Raw genomic sequence first — 17098 nt, 5'->3', positions numbered from 1 at the left:
CATGTACCTTCTGCAAGCGCCCCAGGTACTGGAACTGCAAACCTTCACGTCGATGCCGCCGTCGTTGCGGCGGCGCGAGCGCAGCGTCTGGGCCGATGCGAACCGCGGCGGTGTCGCGACAGACTCCTTCCTCGAGGGGCCGGTGTTCGACGACGCCGGCAACCTCTACGTCTGCGACATCCCCTTCGGCCGGATCTTCCGGATCGATCCCGCGGGCACGTGGACCCAGGTGACCGAGTACGACGGCGAACCGAACGGCATGAAGTTCGTCGACCCGACCACCCTGCTCGTCACCGACTACAAGAACGGCCTGATGCGGGTGGACGTGCCGACCGGGCGCGTCACGCCGCACCTGCAGCGGCGCAATACCGAAAGCTTCAAGGGCGTGAACGACCTCGTGCTCGATGCCGAGGGCAACATCTACTTCACGGACCAGGGACAGAGCGGCCTGCACGATCCGTCGGGGCGGCTCTTTCGCTTGCGCCCCGGCGGGCAGCTCGACCTGCTGCTGTCCAACGTGCCCAGTCCGAACGGCGTGGCCCTCTCTCCCGACGGCAGGATCCTCTACCTGGCGGTCACGCGAGGAAACTGCGTCTGGCGCGTGCCGCTGCTGGCCGACGGGAGCGTCGCGAAGGTGAGCCAGTTCTTCACGTCCTACGGACCCAGCGGGCCCGATGGCCTGGCGGTCGACGTGCAAGGCCGGGTGCTGGTCGCCAATCCCGGCCTGGGCTATGTCTGGGTGCTCAACCCGAGCGCGGAACCCGTGGTGGTGCTGCGTGGACCCGCCGGTGCGTCGACGACGAACATCGCCTTCGGCGGGCCGGGACGATCCACCTTGTTCGTCACCGACTCCACCCATGGCGATGTGCTGATGCACGCACTCGACGTACCGGGCGTTGCGTTGCATGGCCTGCCGCCTCTCGACGAAGCACAAGCGAAACATCGGCACTGAACGGAACGAGGGCCACGATCCATCCCTGCGCGGTCGGGTCGAAGCCGTGAACGAGGCCGGTTGCGACTTGCCTGTTCAGAACCTGTGCGAAGCCGCTGGCGCGCAGGCCCTCAAGCCCTGCGCAACTTCATGTTGAACCTGAACTTCTCCGCCGGATAGAGGTTGACCGAGACTTCAGCCACCTGGTCCGAGGACGTGCGGTAGGTGCGGCGCACCTCCACCACGCTCGATGCGGGGTCCACATCGAGCCCCGCGGCGACTTCCGCCGGCACCGTGCGCACGCGCAGGCTCTGCTCCACGTCCACCAGCCGCTCGCCGTACATGTCCTCGATGAGCTGCCAGATGGGACCGCTGCGGCGCGGCAGGAGACGCTCGACACCGGCGAACTCCGCGGCGACGAAGACCTCGGTCCAGCAAACCGGCGGCGTGTCCGCGGCCTCGGTGGCCTGGGCCAACCGGAAGCCCTGCAGGCGCAGCCAGCTGCGCTTCTCCGGCAACGGCAGCTCGTCGGGCGAGACCTGGTGGCTCTCGATGACCTCGGAGCGGTCCACCACGTAGCGGCTCTCCGCCGCGTAGGCGATCAGCTCGTCGATGGACGCGACCTGGTGCACGTTGAACGGCGTGCTCGGAGGCGGCGCCATCACCGTGGTGCCCGAACCCTGGCGCGAAGACACCAGGCCGTCGGCGCGCAATTGCTGCAAGGCCACGCGCACCGTGTGACGGCTCACGGCGAAGCGCTCGCACAGTTCTTCCTCGGTGGGCAGCTGCACGCCGACGCGAAAGACGCCCTTGATGATGTCCTCGCGCAGCGCCTGCACCAGCTGGCGCCACAGCGGCTCGCCGGACGTGCCGGCCAGGCGGGTGGGCTGGGGGCCGCGCTGGCCGGCACCCTGCGCCTGGGGCGACTTCTTGCGGGCGACGGCCCCTCGGGCAGGGGCGGACTTCTTCGGAGTGGGCATGCCGCGATTCTGCATCACCCCCCGCGGGCCCGAGCCCGCGCCGCCAGGGCCCTCAGTCGTCCAGCGCGTGGCCGCGCTTCGGCACCAGCACGCTGCGCTCGAAGCTGATCACCTCGGTGCCGTCGGCCTTGCGGCCCACGGTCCGCACCGTCACGATGCCCTGCGTCGGCCGGCTCGCGGACTCGCGCGTGGCCAGCACGGTGGACTCGGCGTAGAGCGTGTCGCCGCAGAAGACCGGCGCGGTCAGCTTGATGTCGTTCCAGCCCAGGTTGCCGATCGCCTTCTGGCTCACGTCGCTCACGCTCATGCCCACCACGATCGACAGCGTGAGGCAGCTGTTGACCAGCGCGCGTCCGAACTCGGACTTCGCCGCGTACTCGTTGTCGAAGTGCAGCGGGTGGGTGTTCATGGTGAGCAGCGTGAACCAGATGTTGTCGTTCTCGGTCACGGTGCGGCCGGGCCGGTGCTCGTACACGTGGCCCACCTCGAAGTCCTCGAAGTGGCGGCCGAAGCTTTCGCGGAAGCGGCCGGGCTGGATCTCGATGGCGGTGCGGGTCATGGATGGGGTTCCTCGGAAAACAGTTCGTGGCGGTGCTGGTCGAGCGCGGGCGCATCGAGATCGATGACCGCGGGTTCGTCCAGGAATCGAATCGGGCTGGCGACATGGGGCCGGCCCTCCGCGTCGCGCAGCACCATGCCGCGCGCGAGCAGCTGCGCATCGGCGAAGGCTTCGGGCAGGGTGTTCACCGCGCCGAAGCAGACATCGAGCGCACCCAGGCGCTGCTCCCACTCGGCGCGCGTGGCCTGCCGGAAGGCATCGGCCAGGAAGTCCATCACCGGCTGCTGGTGCGCACCCGGCCCACGCAGCACCAGCGGTGCGAGATCGGCACGGCCGAGCGCGCCCAGCAGCGCATGGATGAACTTCGGCTCCTGCCCGGCCAGCGCGATGTGCCGGCCGTCCCGTGTCTCGTAGAGCCGGTAGAAGGCGCTGCCCCCAGCGGTTCGCTCCAGCTTCGGATCGGGCTGCCGTCCTTCGGCGAAGGTCGGGCCGGTGACGTTGCGCAGCGCGGCCACCATGCAGTCGAGCATCGCGATGTCGATGCGATCGCCGCGCCCCGTGCGCTCGCGCCGCAGCAGCGCCATCAGCACTCCCGACAGGCCCTGGAGCCCGGCGAGCAGGTCGGCCACCGGCAGGGCGGGAATCGCGGGCGTGCCGTCGGCACCGAGGCTCAGGCTCAATGCGCCGCTGAGCGCCTCCACGGCCAGGTCGTGCGCCGGCCGCGCCGCGCAGGGCCCGTCCTGGCCGAACGCGCTGATCGAGCAGTACACGAGCCGCGGATTGCGCGCGCGCGCAGGGTCTCGGCGTCCATCCCCAGCCGTTGCGCGACGCCCGGACGGAAGGATTCGATGAACACATCCGCGCTGTCGGCCAGCTGCAGCAGACGCGCGCGCCCCGCTTCGGTCTTCAGGTCGAGCACCACGCTCTTCTTGCCGCGATTGAGGTTGCGGAAGAACACGGTGTGGGGACCGTCGGCCAGGCCGATGTGCCGCCCCGGGTCGCCTTCGCCGGGCTGCTCGACCTTGATCACCTCGGCGCCGTGATCCGCCATCTCCAGGCTCAGGTAGGGGCCGGGCAGGAAGTTGCTCAGGTCGACGACGCGAATGCCTGCCAGCTTCATGCCAGGTCCTCCTGCACGGGTTTCTCGACGGACGAGAGCACCGCCTCCGTGTCTGCGCCCAGCGCGGCGCAGGGCCGCAGCGCGGGGCGGCGACCATCGAACTTCAACGGATTGGCCAGCATCCGCAGGCGCGCCCGGGCCGGATGGTCGAGCTCGGCCAGCATCCCGCTCTCGGCGAAGAAGTCCGAATGCAGCGCCTCGTCCAGGCTGCGCACCGGCGCCACCGGCAGCACGCCCTGGAGCTTTTGCAGCCAATGGGCCGTGTCGTGGGTGCGAAAGTGCGCATCGAGCATTCCGGTCAGCAGGCCGCGGTGGCGATTGCGCGATTCGGCATCGGCGAACTCCGGCATCTCGCCCAGCGCCGGCTGGCCGAGCGCGGCCACCAGGGCTTCCCAGAACTTCTGCGTCATGCACATGACGAAGATCCAGCCGTCGGCCGTCGGGAAGGTCTGCACCGGCGCGAGCGAATAGTGGCCGCTGCGAGGCTGCCGCTGCGCCACGTGATCCTCGTTGAGCAGCCAGGTCGCCGCGTAGCCGAGCTGGTGCAGCGTGACGTCGAAGAGACTGGTGTCGACGTCGCAGCCCTGCCCCGTCTCGCGCGCCCGCAGCAAGGCGGCCAGCAGGCCGACCATCGCGGTGATCCCCGTCATGTGGTCGACGATCGAGGGCGCGCCCACGCGGGCCGGCGGCGTGTCGGGCTCGCCGGTCAGGTGCATCAGGCCGGTCTCGGCCTGCATCAGATAGTCGTAGCCCGGCCATGCGGCGCGGCTGTTGTCGCGGCCGTAGGCGGAGATATGGGCGCAGACGATGGCCGGCTTGATCAGGCCCAGCGTCTCGTGGTCCAGGCCCAGGCGCGCCGGCAGGTCGCCACGCAGGTTGTTGAGCACGACGTCGGCATCGCGCACCAGCGCTTCGAAGGCGGCGCGGCCTTCGGGCGACTTGATGTCCAGCGCCACGCTGCGCTTGTTGCTGTTCCAGCCCTGGAAGTACTGGCTGTCGTCCGGCCCGAGCATGTAGGGGCCGGTCTGGCGCGAAGGATCGCCCCGGGTCGCGGGATTCTCGATCTTGATCACCTCGGCACCCAGGTGCGCGAGGAACATGGTGCCGTAGGGACCCGCGCCGAATTGCTCGACCGCCAGGATCCGCACGCCGGCCAGGGGCTGGTCGGAAGGGCGCCGCGGGGGCTGAGTTCGCGCGTTCATCGCCGGGCCTCCGCGCTGGTCGTCCGGGAAAAATCGCCGCGGCTCATGCGACCGGGTTCCTCTTGACCCACTGCTTCGCGATGATGATGCGCTGCATCTCGTTCGTGCCTTCGCCGATGCAGGTCAGCGGCGCATCGCGGTACAGGCGCTCGATGTCGTACTCCTTCGAGTAGCCGTAGGCGCCGTGGATGCGCATCGACTCGATGCTGTTCTCCAGCGCGGCCTCGGACGAGAAGTACTTCGCCATGCCCGCTTCCATGTCGCAGCGCTCGCCCCGGTCGAAGCTCGCCGCGGCATCGAGCGTGAGCAGCCGCGCCGCGCGCGCGCGGGTGGCCATCTCGCCGAGCTTGAGCGCGATCGCCTGGTGCTCGGCGATCGGCTTGCCGAAGGTCTTGCGGACCTGCGCGTACTCGGTCGCCAGGCGCAAGGCACCCTCGGCGATGCCCACGCCGCGCGAGGCGACGTTGATGCGCCCGAGCTCGAGCCCGCCGGTGGCCTGGTAGAAGCCCTGGCCTTCGACACCCCCGATCAGATGCTCGGCCGACAGGCGGAAACCATCGGCCACCAGTTCGCCGCTGTCGATCGACTTGTAGCCCAGCTTGGGCAGCTTGCGGCTGCTGAAGAAGCCCTCGCCTTTCGGCGCGATGAACAGGCTCATGCCCGCATGGCGCGGCTGCGACTGCGGATCGGTCTTCACGAGCAGCGCGAAGCAGGAGCCCTCGACCGAGTTCGTGATCCAGGTCTTGGTGCCGTTGATGAGGTAGTGGTCGCCCTCGCGGCGCGCGGTCATGCGGATGCCCTGCAGGTCGGTGCCGGCGTCGGGCTCGGTCAGCGCCAGCCCGCCGCGCACTTCGCCGGAGGCCAGTTTCGGCAGCCACAGGGCCTTCTGCCGCGGCGTGCCGAACTTCTCGATCGCCAGCGCCAGCATCAGGTGCGAGTTGAAGATGCCGGTGACCGCCATCCACACAGACGAGATGCGCATCACGATCTTCGCGTAGGTGCTCGCGGGCAGGCCCAGCCCGCCGTATTCGGTCGAGACGGTGGCGCCGAACAGGCCGAGCGCCTTCATCTCCTCGACGATGCGATGCGGATAGGTGTCGGCGTGATCGTGTTCGCGCACGACTTCGGGCGTGAGCGAGCGCTCCACCCAGCGATCGATGGCGGCAAGAAGCTCGGCCTCTTCGGCCGGGTCGATGGTGCGCAGGTTGCGGTGCAGGTCCATTCGGTCTCTTTCTGAATATGTACGTACAACTATATTTGGACCTTCACCCTCCTGTCAACGAATCGCGTGCATTCGATTCCATTGTTTCCCTTAGTGAAATCCGTACGGGAAAACCCGAAAGCGCACCCAGGGCATGATCGTTAGTATTCATTGTTGTACGTACAACATGAAGCAATGACCCCCGAAAGGATTCCGATGAACGACCTGGCCGCCATCCACGCCTCCGCCAGCGACGACGCAGCCCGCCTGCGCTTCTCGATGCGCAACCTGCCGCTGCTCGAAGGCGGCGCCACCATGGAGCTTCTCGGCCTGTCGCCGATGCTGTGGGCCCACTCGAAGGTCTATTCGTCCGGCGGGGAGAACGCGCTCCACAGCCACGACATCGAGGACCATGTCTTCCTGATCCTGCAGGGCGAAGCGACCTTCAACTTCGGCGACGGCAGCACCACGCAGGTCAGGGCCTTCGAAGGCGTGACCGTGCCGCGCGGCACGCGCTACTCGTTCCAGGCGAACGAGGCCGGCGGCAACCTGGTGATGTTCCGGGTCGGCGCGGCGCTGGTGAAGGACTCGTCCGAGCTCGACCCCCAAGTTCGCCATTCCGCGCGAGGCGCTGCAAAGCCGCCGCGATCCTTCGGGCGGCTATGCCGCCGGCGATGCGCGCAAGAACGGCGCCGCCTCGCAGCCCACGGTCTTCAAGGCGGGCGCCTTCTTCGCGCCCGACTGAAGCGTCGCGGCACCGCACACCCCAGCAACCACCGGAGACATCCTCATGCAACGCAGAACCTTGCTGCGCGGCGCGGCCGCGGCCGTCGCGGCGCAGGCCGCGCAGTCCTTCGCGCAATCCTCGGCGCAGGGCTATCCCAACCACGCCGTCACCCTCATCGTTCCCTACGCGGCCGGCGGCAACGCCGACCTGACGGCGCGCCTGTTCGGCGATGCGCTCGGCAAGGCGCTGGGTCAACCCGTGGTGGTGGACAACCGCGCGGGCGGGGGCGGCGCGATCGGCGCCAACGCGGTCGTCAACGCGCGCCCCGACGGCTACACCCTGCTGTTCTCCGCGCCCAGCGTGTTCTCGGTCACGCCGCACCTGGTGAAGGTCAACTACAGCACCGCGAGCGTGCGTCCCGTGTGCCTGGTCAGCAAGACGCCGCTGGTGCTGGTGGTCAAGAAGGGCAGCCGCTACAAGTCGCTGGCCGATGTGGTCACGGCCGCCAAGGCCGCGCCGGCAGGCGTCGCCATGGGCTACAGCGGCCTGGGCACGCCCAACCACCTGGCGATGCTGAACCTCGAGGCCGTGGCCCAGGTGCGCTTCAACGGCATTCCCTACAAGGGCTCGGGCCCGATGCTGCAGGACATGCTGGCCGGCCAGATCGAGGTCGGTGCCGACCAGATCTCGACCTCCAGGCCCTACATCGAGTCGGGCGACCTGATCCCCCCTGGCGGTGTTCGGATCGAAGCTGGAGGCCCTGCCCGAAGTGCCCTCCGTGTCCACGCTCGGCAAGGAGCCCTTCGACGTCACGACCTATCTCGGCATCGCCGCGCCCAGCGCGACGCCCGATGCGCTGGTGGCCGCACTGCAGAAGGCCGCCGGCACGGCGCTGCAGGACACCCGCTTCACCGCCGGCATGGCCAAGCTCGGCGCGCTGGTGCAAGGCGGCAGCGGTGCCGACTACGAGCGCCTGATGCGCACCGAGAACGAGTTCATGGCGCAGATGGTGGCTTCGGGCCGGGTCAAGCAGGAGTGATGCACGCATGGATGCAGCCCACGCCTCGGCGCCGCATGCCGGACAACCCGGCCATGCGGCGCGCGCCCCCGACGACATCGACCCGCCACCGGACCCGGCGCCCCACCCGCCGCGCGGCTTTCGGCTGCCGGCCGGCGCGGTCGACACCCATGCCCACGTGATCGGCCGCGCGTACATCGCCGGTCGCAGCTACACGCCGCGGCCCGCCCCCGCAGCCGACTATCTGCGCATGCTCGACGCCACCGGCATGCAGTACGGCGTGCTGGTCCAGGTCAGCGTGCACGGCAGCGACAACACCCTGCTGCTGCAGGCCTTGCGCGAGCAGCCCGGGCGCCTGCGCGGCATCGCGGTCGCGCCGCACGACCTCGCGCACGCCGAGTGGGAGACGCTCGCGGCGGCCGGCGTGGTGGGCCTGCGGTTGAACACCACCACCGGCGGCGGCGTGGGCGTGGCGGCGCTGGCCGAATACGAGGCGGTGTGCCTCGAGTTCGGCTGGCACCTGCAGTTCCTGGTCGAGTCGCGCCGCCTGCCCGAACTGGCGCCCGGCATCTCGCGCCTGCGCGTGCCGGCCGTGTTCGACCACATGGGCTACGTGCACGCCGGCCAGGGCCGTGGCGTCGAAGGACACACGCTGCGCGCGCTGGTGCGCGACGGCGCCTGGGTCAAGTTGTCGGGCGCGTTTCGAAATTCCGAGGCCGGGCCGCCCTACGACGACACCCTCGAGTTCACCGCGGCCCTGGCCGAAGCCGGACCGCAGCGCTGCGTCTGGGGATCGGACTGGCCGCATGTGAGTTTCCGCGGGCGCATGCCCAACCCGGGCGACCTGCTCGACGTGCTCGGGCGCGCCGTGCCCGACACGCAACGGCGCGACGCCATCCTCGCGACCAATGCGCAGCGGCTCTACGGCTTCACGCCACCCGCGGCGTAGCAAGGCGCGCGAAGCTGCGCCGCGCCCCGCTCATGCACGGGCCCTGGACAGCAGACTTCGCGCGCGCGTCGATGACGGGGCGATCCACCATCTCGTTGCGATAGCGGATCGCTCCCGCGCCACCGCCGGCCGCCTCCACCGCCTGCATCACGCCGTGCGCCCATTCCAGGGCGGCCGCATCCGGGGCAAAGGCTTCGCGCACCGGCGCGATCTGCGCCGGGTGGATGCACAGCTTGGCGCCGAAGCCCAACCGCCGCGCGCGCACACCGTCCGCATGGATGCGGGCCAGGTCACTCGTCGACAGGGTCACGCCATCGACGGGGGCGCCGATGCCGGCCAGGCGCGAGGCCAGCACGAGCTCCGAACGCGCGAACAGCAAGGCCTCGTCATCGCCCTCGATGCCGAGGTCCTGCTGGAAGTCCACGGAGCCGAACACCAATCGCAGCACGCCCGGCGCCCGCGCCAGTTCACGCGCGGCGGCAAGACCACGCGCCGACTCGACGATCGGCAACAGCGCTGCGTCGTGCGGCATCGCCGCGCGCACGCGCGAGAGGTCTTGCACGCTGCACGCCTTCGGCAGCATCGCCGCGGCCACGCGGGGCAGCGACAGCAGCGCCAGGTCCTGCTCGAAATGCGGCGTGTCGGCCGCGTTGATGCGCACGCAGACGCGCGCGCCCGGCGCGCCCAGCGCCTCGCGCAACTGCTCGCGCGCGCGGCGCTTCGCGACTTCGGCCACGGCGTCCTCGAGGTCGACGATCACCGCGTCGGCCCCGCTGGCAAGCGCCTTCGCGAGGCGCTCGGGGCGATCCGCCGGCACGAACAGCCAGGCGCAGGCGGCCGCGAAGGAAGCATTCGGGTATTCTTGGTCCATTCTCATATTGTACGTACAACTATGAGAGTCCATGAATTGGTGCTCTTGCTCTTCAGGGATTTCCACTAGCAGTGGTTGACTTCCAGTTGTCCGTACACGATGATTTATTTGTTCGTACAACTTTGCACGAGCACCAGATCGCGCGGCACCCGCGCGAGACCGCCCCCCACACCGCCGCCCCGGAGCAACCCATGCCTTTCCTGCAACCCTCTCACCGAAGCGCGCTGCTGTTCGCGCTGTGCATCGCCTGCGGTCCGTGGCATGGCCTCGCCGCGGCCGAGCCGGCCTTTCCCTCGAAACCGATCCGCGTGATCGTGGCCTTCGGCCCCGGCAGCGGCGGCGACAACCTGGCGCGGCTGCTGGGCCAGTACCTGCAGCCCGAGCTCGACACGCCGGTGGTGATCGAGAACAAGGTGGGCGCGCTGGGCCAGATCGCCACGACCGCGCTCGCACGGGCCACGCCCGACGGCTACACGCTGGGCATGGGCAGCTCCTCCACGCATTCGACCGCGCCCTTTCTCACGCGCAACCTGCCCTACGACCCGGTGCGGGACTTCACCGCCGTCGGCGGACTCAACAACTACACCTTCGTGCTGCTGGTGAATGCGAGCGCCCCCGATCGCGACGTGCCGGGGCTGGTGGCACGGCTGCGAGCGAAGGGCAGCGCGTTCTATGGCTACGGCAACGCCTCCGGCCGCGTGGGCGGCGCGCATTTCCGCCGCGTCGCGGAATTCGCCGCGACCGAGGTGGCCTACAAGAGTTCGCCCGAGGCCCTCACCGACCTGGCGGCGGGACGGGTCGACTTCCTCTTCACCGACTGGGGCTCCGCGCGGCCCTTCGTCGAATCGGGACGGCTGCGCGCCCTCGGCGTGATGGCGAACGCACGCTCGCCGATCCTGCCCGAGCTGCCCGCGGTCGGCGAACGCTATCCGGGCTTCGACTTCGACAACTGGGGCGGGCTGCTCGCCCCCGCGGGCACGCCGGCGGCGGTCGTCGCCACCCTCAACACCGCCTTGCTGCGCGTGCTCGGCAAGCCCGAGGTGCGGCAGCGCATGGCGGCCATGGGCCTCGAGGTGCGCCCCGGCAGCCCGGCCGAACTCGCCGCGCTGGTCCAGGCACAGCAGCGCGCCTGGGGCGCGGCCATCCAGGCCGCCGGCCTCCAGCCCGAATGAGCGGGCCGCCCCCGAACCCTTTCAACCATCACGCCGAAAGAAGCTTCATGCAGACCGAGACACCGCAGTTCCAGAACCACATCGCCGGCCGCGCCGAACCCGCGCGCGCCGGACGCAGCTTCACGAGCACGAACCCCGCCACCGGCGCTCCCTGGGGCCGTTTCGCCGATTCGGACGCCGACGACGTGGACCGGGCGGTGCGCGCCGCGCAAGCGGCGCTCGAGGGCGAATGGGGACGGCTGTCGAACACCCGGCGCGGCCGCCTCCTGATGGCCTGGGGCGAGCGCATCGCCGCCCACAGCGAGGCCATCGCGCGCCTGGAATCGGCCCAGAACGGCAAGCTGCTGGCCGAGATGAAGGCGCAGGCCACCGTGGTGCGCGAGTGGCTCTACTACTTCGGCGGGCTGGCCGACAAGATCGAGGGCCGCGTGATCCCGCTCGAGCGCCAGAGCGTGCTGAACTACACGCTGCGGGAACCGCTCGGCGTGATCGGCGTGATCGTGCCCTGGAACTCGCCGACCTTCCTCACCATCATGAGCTGCGCGCCGGCGCTGGCGGCCGGCAACACGGTGGTGCTCAAGCCTTCCGAAGTCACCTCGGCCTCGGCCTTCGAACTGGTGCGCCTCGCCGAGGAGGCGGGCATCCCGCCGGGAACCCTCAACGTCGTGACCGGCGCGCGCGCGGCCGGCGAAGCGCTGGTCGACCATCCGGGCGTGGCCAAGATCTGCTTCACCGGCAGCGATGGCGCGGGCCGTGCAATCGCCGCGCGCGCCGGGGCGCGGCTCGCGAGCTGCACGCTCGAGCTCGGGGGCAAGAGTCCGAACATCGTGTTCGACGACGCGCCCGTCGACAACGCCGTGGTGGGCCTGCTGTCGGGCATCTTCGCCGCCGCCGGCCAGACCTGCATCGCCGGTTCGCGCGCGTACATCCACGAGCGCATCTACGACCAGGTGGTGGAGCGGCTGGTCCAGCGCGCCCGCGCGATCCGCCTGGGCGACCCGCTCTCCGCCGACACCCAGATGGGGCCCGCCGCCACCGCGGCGCAGCTCGACAAGAACCTGTCGCTGGTCGCCAAGGCCGTGTCCGCCGGTGGCGAAGTGCTGCAGGGCGGGCGCCGCGCCACGGTGCCGGGCCTGGAGCAGGGCTACTTCTTCGAGCCGACGATCCTGCACCGGCTCGGCCGCGACAACCCGATCCTCGAGGAGGAGGTGTTCGGCCCGGTCCTCGCGGTGCTCCCCTTCTCCGACGACGACGAGGTGCTGGCCCTGGCCAACGGCAACCGCTTCGGCCTCGCCGCGGGCGTGTGGACGCGCGACCTGCGCCGCGCGCATTCGATGGCGCGCAGGCTGCAGGCCGGCACGGTGTGGATCAACACCTACCGGGCGATGGCCTTCAACTCGCCCTTCGGCGGCTACAAGGACAGCGGCATCGGCCGCGTCAACGGCATGGAGTCGGTCGAGCAGTTCCTGCAGACGAAGAGCGTCTGGTGCGAGACCAGCGACGAAATCCAGGACCCCTTCGTGCTGAAGGTCTGAGCATGACGCAGCAATCCATTGCGGAACTCGTCGCGCGCGGTTGCGCGGCACATGGCGTGAAACGCGCGTTCGGCGTGCCGGGCGGCGGCAGCTCGCTCGACCTGATCGAGGCCTTCGACCGCCATGGCATCGACTTCGTGCTGTGCCGCACCGAAACCGGCGCCGCGCTGATGGCCGCCGCCGATGCGGAACTGCGCCATGGCTTCGGCGTCGCCGTCGCGACGCAGGGCCCGGGCGCGGCCAGTGCGATGAACGGACTGGCCCATGCGAGCCTGGACCGAGCACCGGTGCTCTTCATCAGCGATGGCTGGACCGACGCGCAGCGCGCGCTCGATGCGCACCAGGTGTTCGACCAGCACGCGATGTCCGCGCCGGTCGTCAAGGCCGCGGCGCGGCTCGAGTCCGAGGATCCGGCGCTCGAGTTCGAAGGCCTGGTCGATGCGATGCTGGCCGCGCCCTGGGGGCCGGTGCACCTCGTGTTGACGGGTGCCAACGCGAAACGGCGCGTGGCCATCGATGCGGCCGCGCCGCCGCCGGCACCGGTAATCGCGCCGCAGCCACAAACACGGTTGCAGGCCGACGCCACGGCCTTGCTCGCGCGGGCGAAGCGACCGGTCGTCCTGCTGGGCCTGGAAGCGCGCGAGCCCCGAACCCTGCAGCAGGTGGCTCGGCTCGTGCAGCAACTGCATTGCCCGGTGCTGACCACCTACAAGGCCAAGGGGCTGCTCAGCGACGACGCCGAATGGACGGTCGGCCACGTCACGGGCGGCGCCGCCGAACGAGCCACGCTCGATGCGGCGGACCTCGTGCTCTCGATCGGGCTCGATCCGGTCGAGCTGATCGGCCCGGTGCGCTGCGGCGACACGCCGGTGCTGGAGCTCGCCCTGTTCGCGCGGCCGGTGCAGCCGGTGCGGGCCGCGGCGAGCCTTCTCGGTCCGCTCGCGCCCGCGCTGGCCTCCGTGCTGCCCGAAAGCCGCCGCTCGCAGTGGAGCTCCGAGGAAATCGCCGCGCTGCGGCTCGGGATGCGCGAGCGCCTCGGCTGCGCGGGCGGCGAGGACGGCACGGCGCTGTCGCCGCAGGCCGTGGTGGAGGTCGCGCTCGACGCGGCCGCGTCGCCGCGGCCCGCGATCACGGTCGACGCCGGTGCCCACATGTTCTCCGCCATGGCGCTCTGGCGCGCCGATGCGCCGGGCGGCGCGCTGATCTCGAACGGCCTGGCGACCATGGGCTTCGCCCTGCCCGCCGCCATCGCGCGCGCCCTGCACGATCCCGGCCGGCCGACGCTCGCGTTCACCGGCGATGGCGGCCTGATGATGTGCGCGGGCGAACTCGCCACCGCGGCGCAGCAACGCGCGCGGCTGTGCGTGGTGGTCTTCAACGACGGCGCCCTGTCCCTGATCGCGCTCAAGCAGCGCAACCGGGGCATGGCGCCCGCCGGCGTCGGCTGGTCCCGCGCCGACTTCGCCGACGTCGCCCGTGGCTTCGGCCTGCGCGCCTTCAGCGTGCACGACGAGGCCGGCTACCGCCAGGCGCTGCGCGCCACGCTCGACCACGACGGTCCGAGCCTGATCGACGTGCGCGTCGACCCCACCGGCTACCAGGCGCAGGCGCGCGCGCTGCGCGGCTGAACCGCGCCCTTCTTTTCCCCTTCGACAAAAACCCCCTGGAGACATCCATGCCCAAGTGCTTCAAGAACCTGCTGGCCGGCCTGATCGGCCTCGGCCTCCTGCTGTCCGCGCTCGTCGCGGGCGCGCAAACGGCCGCGCCGAACTGGCCGACGCGGCCGATCCGCTGGATCGTGCCCTTCGCCGCCGGCGGCACGGCCGACGCGACCGCGCGCCACATCGCGCAGAAGCTCACCGAGCGCTGGGGCCAGCAGGTGATGGTGGACAACAAGCCCGGCGCCAACACGATCATCGCGGCGGTGGAGGCCGCGCGCGCCGCGCCGGACGGCTACACCCTGTTCCAGCCGATCAACTCCACGCTCACCGTCAACCAGTTCGCCGTCACGAGGTTGCCGTACGACGCGCTCAAGGACTTCACCCCGATCGCGGTCATCGCCTCGGTGCCGCTGATCTTCGTGGCCAACGACACGCTGCCGGCGCACACCATGCAGGAGTTCATCGCGCTGGCGAAGAAGTCCCCCGAGGCCTTCACGATGGGCGGCGGCGTGGTCGGCGTGCAGCTGGCCGCCGAGCGCTTCATGCGCGACGCGGGCGTGAAGACGCGGTACGTGGCCTACAAGAGCGGCGCCGACGTGACCAAGGGGCTGCTGTCGGGCGAGATCCATTCGGGCCTCGATGGCGTGCCGGCCTATCCGCCGCTGTTCAAGGCAGGCAAGCTGCGCCCGCTGGCGACCAACAGCGCCCGGCGCATCGCCTCGCTGCCCGACGTTCCCACGCTGGGCGAACTCGGGCTGAAGAACTCGGAGGCCCCGATGTGGCACGCCCTCATGGGCCCGGCCGGCCTGCCCGCGCCGATCCGGCAGAAGATCTCGGACGACCTCAAGGAAGTGCTCGCCATGCCCGACCTGCGCGACAAGATGGGCGCGCTCGGCCTGGAGGCGAACTGGATCGGCGCCGACGACTTCGTGAAGCTCATCAAGTCCGAATCGGCCAACATGGGTCCGCTGGTGAAGGACCTCGGCATCCGGATGGAGTGAGCACCATGTACGCCGCACCGCCAAGCCGGAAGTTCGAAGTCTTCGCCACCGTTCCCGAGCGCTTCCACGTCAGGAACAGGCGCTCCACCTGGGTCGACGTGCAGCTGCACGGGGCCAAGGCGCCCGCCTTCCTCGAAGGCCCGTCCTTCGACGCCCGGGGCGACCTCTGGGTGACCGACATCCCCTGGGGCCGCCTCTTCAGGATCGACCCCGAGGGGAACATGCACTGCGAGCTCGAGTACGACGGCGAGCCCAACGGCCTCGCGTTCCATCCCGACGGCCGCGCCTTCATCGCCGACAACAAGAACGGGCTGATGGTGTTCGACCCGCGCACCGGAGAGGTCGAGCCCTTCCTCGATCGCGCGCTCGTCCAGCGCTTCAAGGGGTTGAACGACCTGAGCTTCGCCTCGAACGGCGACCTGTACTTCACCGACCAGGGCCAGACCGGCCTGCACGATGCGACCGGCCGCGTCTATCGCCTCGCCGCCGATGGCCGGCTCGACTGCCTGCTCTCGAACGTGCCCAGCCCCAATGGCCTCGTGCTCAACCTGCACGAGGACGTGCTGTTCGTCGCCGTCACGCGCGCCAACGCGATCTGGCGCGTGCCGCTCGTCAAGCAGCACGGCCTCGTGACCAAGGTCGGCAGCTGGATCCAGCTGTCGGGTGGCGGCGGTCCCGACGGCCTCGCGCTCGACGAGGGTGGAGGCATCGCCGTGTGCCACGTGGGCCTGGGCGCGGTCTGGATCTTCGACGAGCTCGGCCAACCCGCGCTGCGGCTGGATTCGCCGGTCGGGCGCATGACCACCAACTGCGCCTACGGCGGCCCCGGCCGCGGGCGGATCTTCGTCACGGCCGGCGAGCACGTGCTGGTCGCCGAAGTGCAGACCCCCGGCGCGCCCACGCAGGCGCAGCGGACGGCGTCCGGCCACGCGGAGGGCGCGCACGCATGAGCGCCACGCCTGCCCAATGCCTGAGCATCGCGGATCTGCAGCGCCAGGCACGTCGCTATCTCCCGCGGGTGATCTACGACTACCTCGAGGGCGGCGCCGACGACGAGGAGGCCCTCGCGCGCAACGAGCGCCGCCTGCGGACGCACCTGCTGCGGCCGCGCTATCTGGTGGACATCTCGACGCGCTCGCAGCAGGTCACCGTGTTCGGCAAGACCTACGGCTCGCCGTTCGGCATCGGCCCGATGGGCATGCTGGGAATGGTGCGCCACCAGGGCGACCTGCTGCTGGCCGAGACCGCGCATCGCAACGGGCTGCCCTTCGTGCTGTCCGGCGCCTCGAATGCCACGACCGAGGCCATCGCGGACAAGGCACCGGGCGCCTGGCTGCAGTACTACCCTTGCAAGGACGCGAAGATCGAGGCCGACCTGCTGCGGCGGGCCGCGGCCAGCGGCATCGAGACGCTGGTGGTCACGGTCGACGTGCCGCTGCATGCCAAGCGCGAGCGCAACATGCGCAGCGGCTGGGTGCGTCCCTACAAGCCGACACCCGCGGTGATCCTCGAGTCGCTGCGCCATCCCGCCTGGGTCGCGCGCTACCTGCGCAACGGCCTGCCGGTGATGGAGAACGTCCTGCCGTATGCGCCCGCGGGCATCGGTGCGCGCGAGCTCACGAGCTTCTATGCGTCGCAGGTCCCCACGCCGCACCGGTGGTCGCTGGTCGAGCGCCTGCGCCAGCAATGGACGGGCCATCTCGTCCTCAAGGGCATCCTGAGCGCGGAAGACGCGCAACACGCCGCGACGCTGGGCGTGGACGGCGTGATCGTCTCCAACCACGGCGGCCGGCAGCTCGATCGCGGAGTCGCCGCCATCGACGCGCTGCCCGAGGTCGTCGCCGCCGTCGGCAAGCGGATGGTCGTGATGTTCGACAGCGGCATCCGGCGCGGCTCCGACATCGCCGTGGCGCTGTGCCTGGGCGCGCGGCTGTGCTTCGTGGGCCGCGCCGCGGGCTATGGCCTGGCCGCGCACGGTGCCGCCGGCGCGCAGCGCGCGGTCGAGATTCTTCGCGCCGAACTGGACCTCACGCTCGGCCAGATCGGCTGCCCCAATGCAGCCGATCTGGCCCGCGACTTCCTGTGGGAGGAGCGCGGGCACCCGCCCGAGCCAGCGGACATCCGCGTCCCGCCGCGGGAGGTGGCCGCCGATGTCCAGTGACCGTTCCCGC

Annotated in this window: 16 protein-coding genes and 2 pseudogenes; 11 read left to right on the top strand and 7 right to left on the bottom strand. The window is 70.4% G+C overall.

All coding sequences use genetic code 11. The features are described 5' to 3' along the window. Position 1 precedes the first annotated feature (1 nt). Complete coding sequence (locus ACHMXE_RS08060; protein WP_395345432.1) at positions 2-952, top strand: SMP-30/gluconolactonase/LRE family protein; 951 nt, start codon at positions 2-4, stop codon at positions 950-952. 110 nt (positions 953-1062) lie between these two features. Here the strand turns inward: ACHMXE_RS08060 and ACHMXE_RS08055 are convergent, their stop codons facing one another. From ACHMXE_RS08055 to ACHMXE_RS08030, 6 genes are read right to left on the bottom strand one after another with little or no spacing between them, the layout of a single operon-like run. Continuing rightward, entirely contained in the window at positions 1063-1911 is an 849-nt protein-coding gene (locus ACHMXE_RS08055; RefSeq protein ID WP_395345429.1) for a GntR family transcriptional regulator, read from the bottom strand. Between the two features lie 52 nt (positions 1912-1963). Further along, positions 1964-2470, bottom strand: a complete 507-nt coding sequence (locus tag ACHMXE_RS08050; protein ID WP_203207946.1) for a MaoC family dehydratase — start codon at positions 2468-2470, stop codon at positions 1964-1966. Then, a complete protein-coding gene (locus ACHMXE_RS08045; protein WP_395345425.1) occupies positions 2467-3240 on the bottom strand; it encodes a CoA transferase in 774 nt (257 codons plus the stop codon). The genes ACHMXE_RS08050 and ACHMXE_RS08045 overlap by 4 nt, the downstream gene beginning before the upstream one ends. Then, entirely contained in the window at positions 3147-3590 is a 444-nt protein-coding gene (locus ACHMXE_RS08040; RefSeq protein ID WP_395345422.1) for a CoA transferase, read from the bottom strand. Before ACHMXE_RS08040 ends, ACHMXE_RS08045 begins: the two co-directional genes overlap by 94 nt. Further along, complete coding sequence (locus tag ACHMXE_RS08035; protein WP_395345419.1) at positions 3587-4792, bottom strand: CaiB/BaiF CoA transferase family protein; 1206 nt, start codon at positions 4790-4792, stop codon at positions 3587-3589. The genes ACHMXE_RS08040 and ACHMXE_RS08035 overlap by 4 nt, the downstream gene beginning before the upstream one ends. 43 nt (positions 4793-4835) lie before the next feature. Next, positions 4836-6014 carry an acyl-CoA dehydrogenase family protein gene (locus ACHMXE_RS08030; RefSeq protein WP_395345416.1) on the bottom strand — a complete coding sequence of 393 codons (1179 nt, stop codon included), beginning with the start codon at positions 6012-6014 and terminating at the stop codon, positions 4836-4838. A 174-nt stretch (positions 6015-6188) separates the two neighbouring features. Here ACHMXE_RS08030 and ACHMXE_RS08025 point away from each other — a divergent pair. The 4 genes and pseudogenes from ACHMXE_RS08025 to ACHMXE_RS08010 all read left to right on the top strand — a co-directional run. Beyond that, positions 6189-6491, top strand: a pseudogene (locus ACHMXE_RS08025) (cupin domain-containing protein); the annotation flags it as partial. A gap of 292 nt (positions 6492-6783) precedes the next feature. Continuing rightward, positions 6784-7383: pseudogene (locus ACHMXE_RS08020) on the top strand (tripartite tricarboxylate transporter substrate binding protein); the annotation flags it as partial. 73 nt (positions 7384-7456) lie between these two features. Further along, positions 7457-7759, top strand: a complete 303-nt coding sequence (locus tag ACHMXE_RS08015; protein WP_395347460.1) for a tripartite tricarboxylate transporter substrate-binding protein — start codon at positions 7457-7459, stop codon at positions 7757-7759. A gap of 157 nt (positions 7760-7916) precedes the next feature. After that, on the top strand, positions 7917-8687 hold the full coding sequence (locus tag ACHMXE_RS08010) for an amidohydrolase family protein (RefSeq protein WP_395345413.1): 771 nt from the start codon (positions 7917-7919) through the stop codon (positions 8685-8687). Here ACHMXE_RS08010 and ACHMXE_RS08005 read toward each other — a convergent pair. After that, a complete protein-coding gene (locus ACHMXE_RS08005) occupies positions 8668-9591 on the bottom strand; it encodes an HpcH/HpaI aldolase/citrate lyase family protein (RefSeq protein ID WP_395345410.1) in 924 nt (307 codons plus the stop codon). The genes ACHMXE_RS08010 and ACHMXE_RS08005 overlap by 20 nt on opposite strands. Before the next feature lie 158 nt (positions 9592-9749). Between ACHMXE_RS08005 and ACHMXE_RS08000 the strand changes: the two genes are divergently transcribed. From ACHMXE_RS08000 to ACHMXE_RS07975, 6 genes are read left to right on the top strand one after another with little or no spacing between them, the layout of a single operon-like run. Then, the gene (locus ACHMXE_RS08000) at positions 9750-10730 is read left to right on the top strand and encodes a Bug family tripartite tricarboxylate transporter substrate binding protein (RefSeq protein ID WP_395345407.1); all 981 of its coding nucleotides are present in this window, start codon (positions 9750-9752) and stop codon (positions 10728-10730) included. A gap of 47 nt (positions 10731-10777) precedes the next feature. Next, positions 10778-12265 (top strand): aldehyde dehydrogenase, encoded by a 1488-nt coding sequence (locus tag ACHMXE_RS07995; RefSeq protein ID WP_395345404.1) that lies wholly within the window; start codon positions 10778-10780, stop codon positions 12263-12265. Between the two features lie 2 nt (positions 12266-12267). Further along, positions 12268-13893: a thiamine pyrophosphate-binding protein gene (locus ACHMXE_RS07990; protein WP_395345401.1), complete on the top strand. Its 1626-nt coding sequence runs from the start codon at positions 12268-12270 to the stop codon at positions 13891-13893. 47 nt (positions 13894-13940) lie between these two features. Then, positions 13941-14927, top strand: a complete 987-nt coding sequence (locus ACHMXE_RS07985; protein ID WP_395345398.1) for a Bug family tripartite tricarboxylate transporter substrate binding protein — start codon at positions 13941-13943, stop codon at positions 14925-14927. Positions 14928-14932: 5 nt separating this feature from the next. Beyond that, the gene (locus tag ACHMXE_RS07980; RefSeq protein WP_395345395.1) at positions 14933-15877 is read left to right on the top strand and encodes an SMP-30/gluconolactonase/LRE family protein; all 945 of its coding nucleotides are present in this window, start codon (positions 14933-14935) and stop codon (positions 15875-15877) included. Further along, positions 15874-17088, top strand: a complete 1215-nt coding sequence (locus tag ACHMXE_RS07975) for an alpha-hydroxy acid oxidase (protein ID WP_395345392.1) — start codon at positions 15874-15876, stop codon at positions 17086-17088. The genes ACHMXE_RS07980 and ACHMXE_RS07975 overlap by 4 nt, the downstream gene beginning before the upstream one ends. Positions 17089-17098 lie beyond the last annotated feature (10 nt).

It is taken from the genome of Variovorax sp. UC122_21, from assembly GCF_044056785.1.
In the GTDB taxonomy this organism is placed as follows: domain Bacteria; phylum Pseudomonadota; class Gammaproteobacteria; order Burkholderiales; family Burkholderiaceae_C; genus Variovorax.
This window is presented reverse-complemented; position numbering and strand designations above follow the sequence as displayed.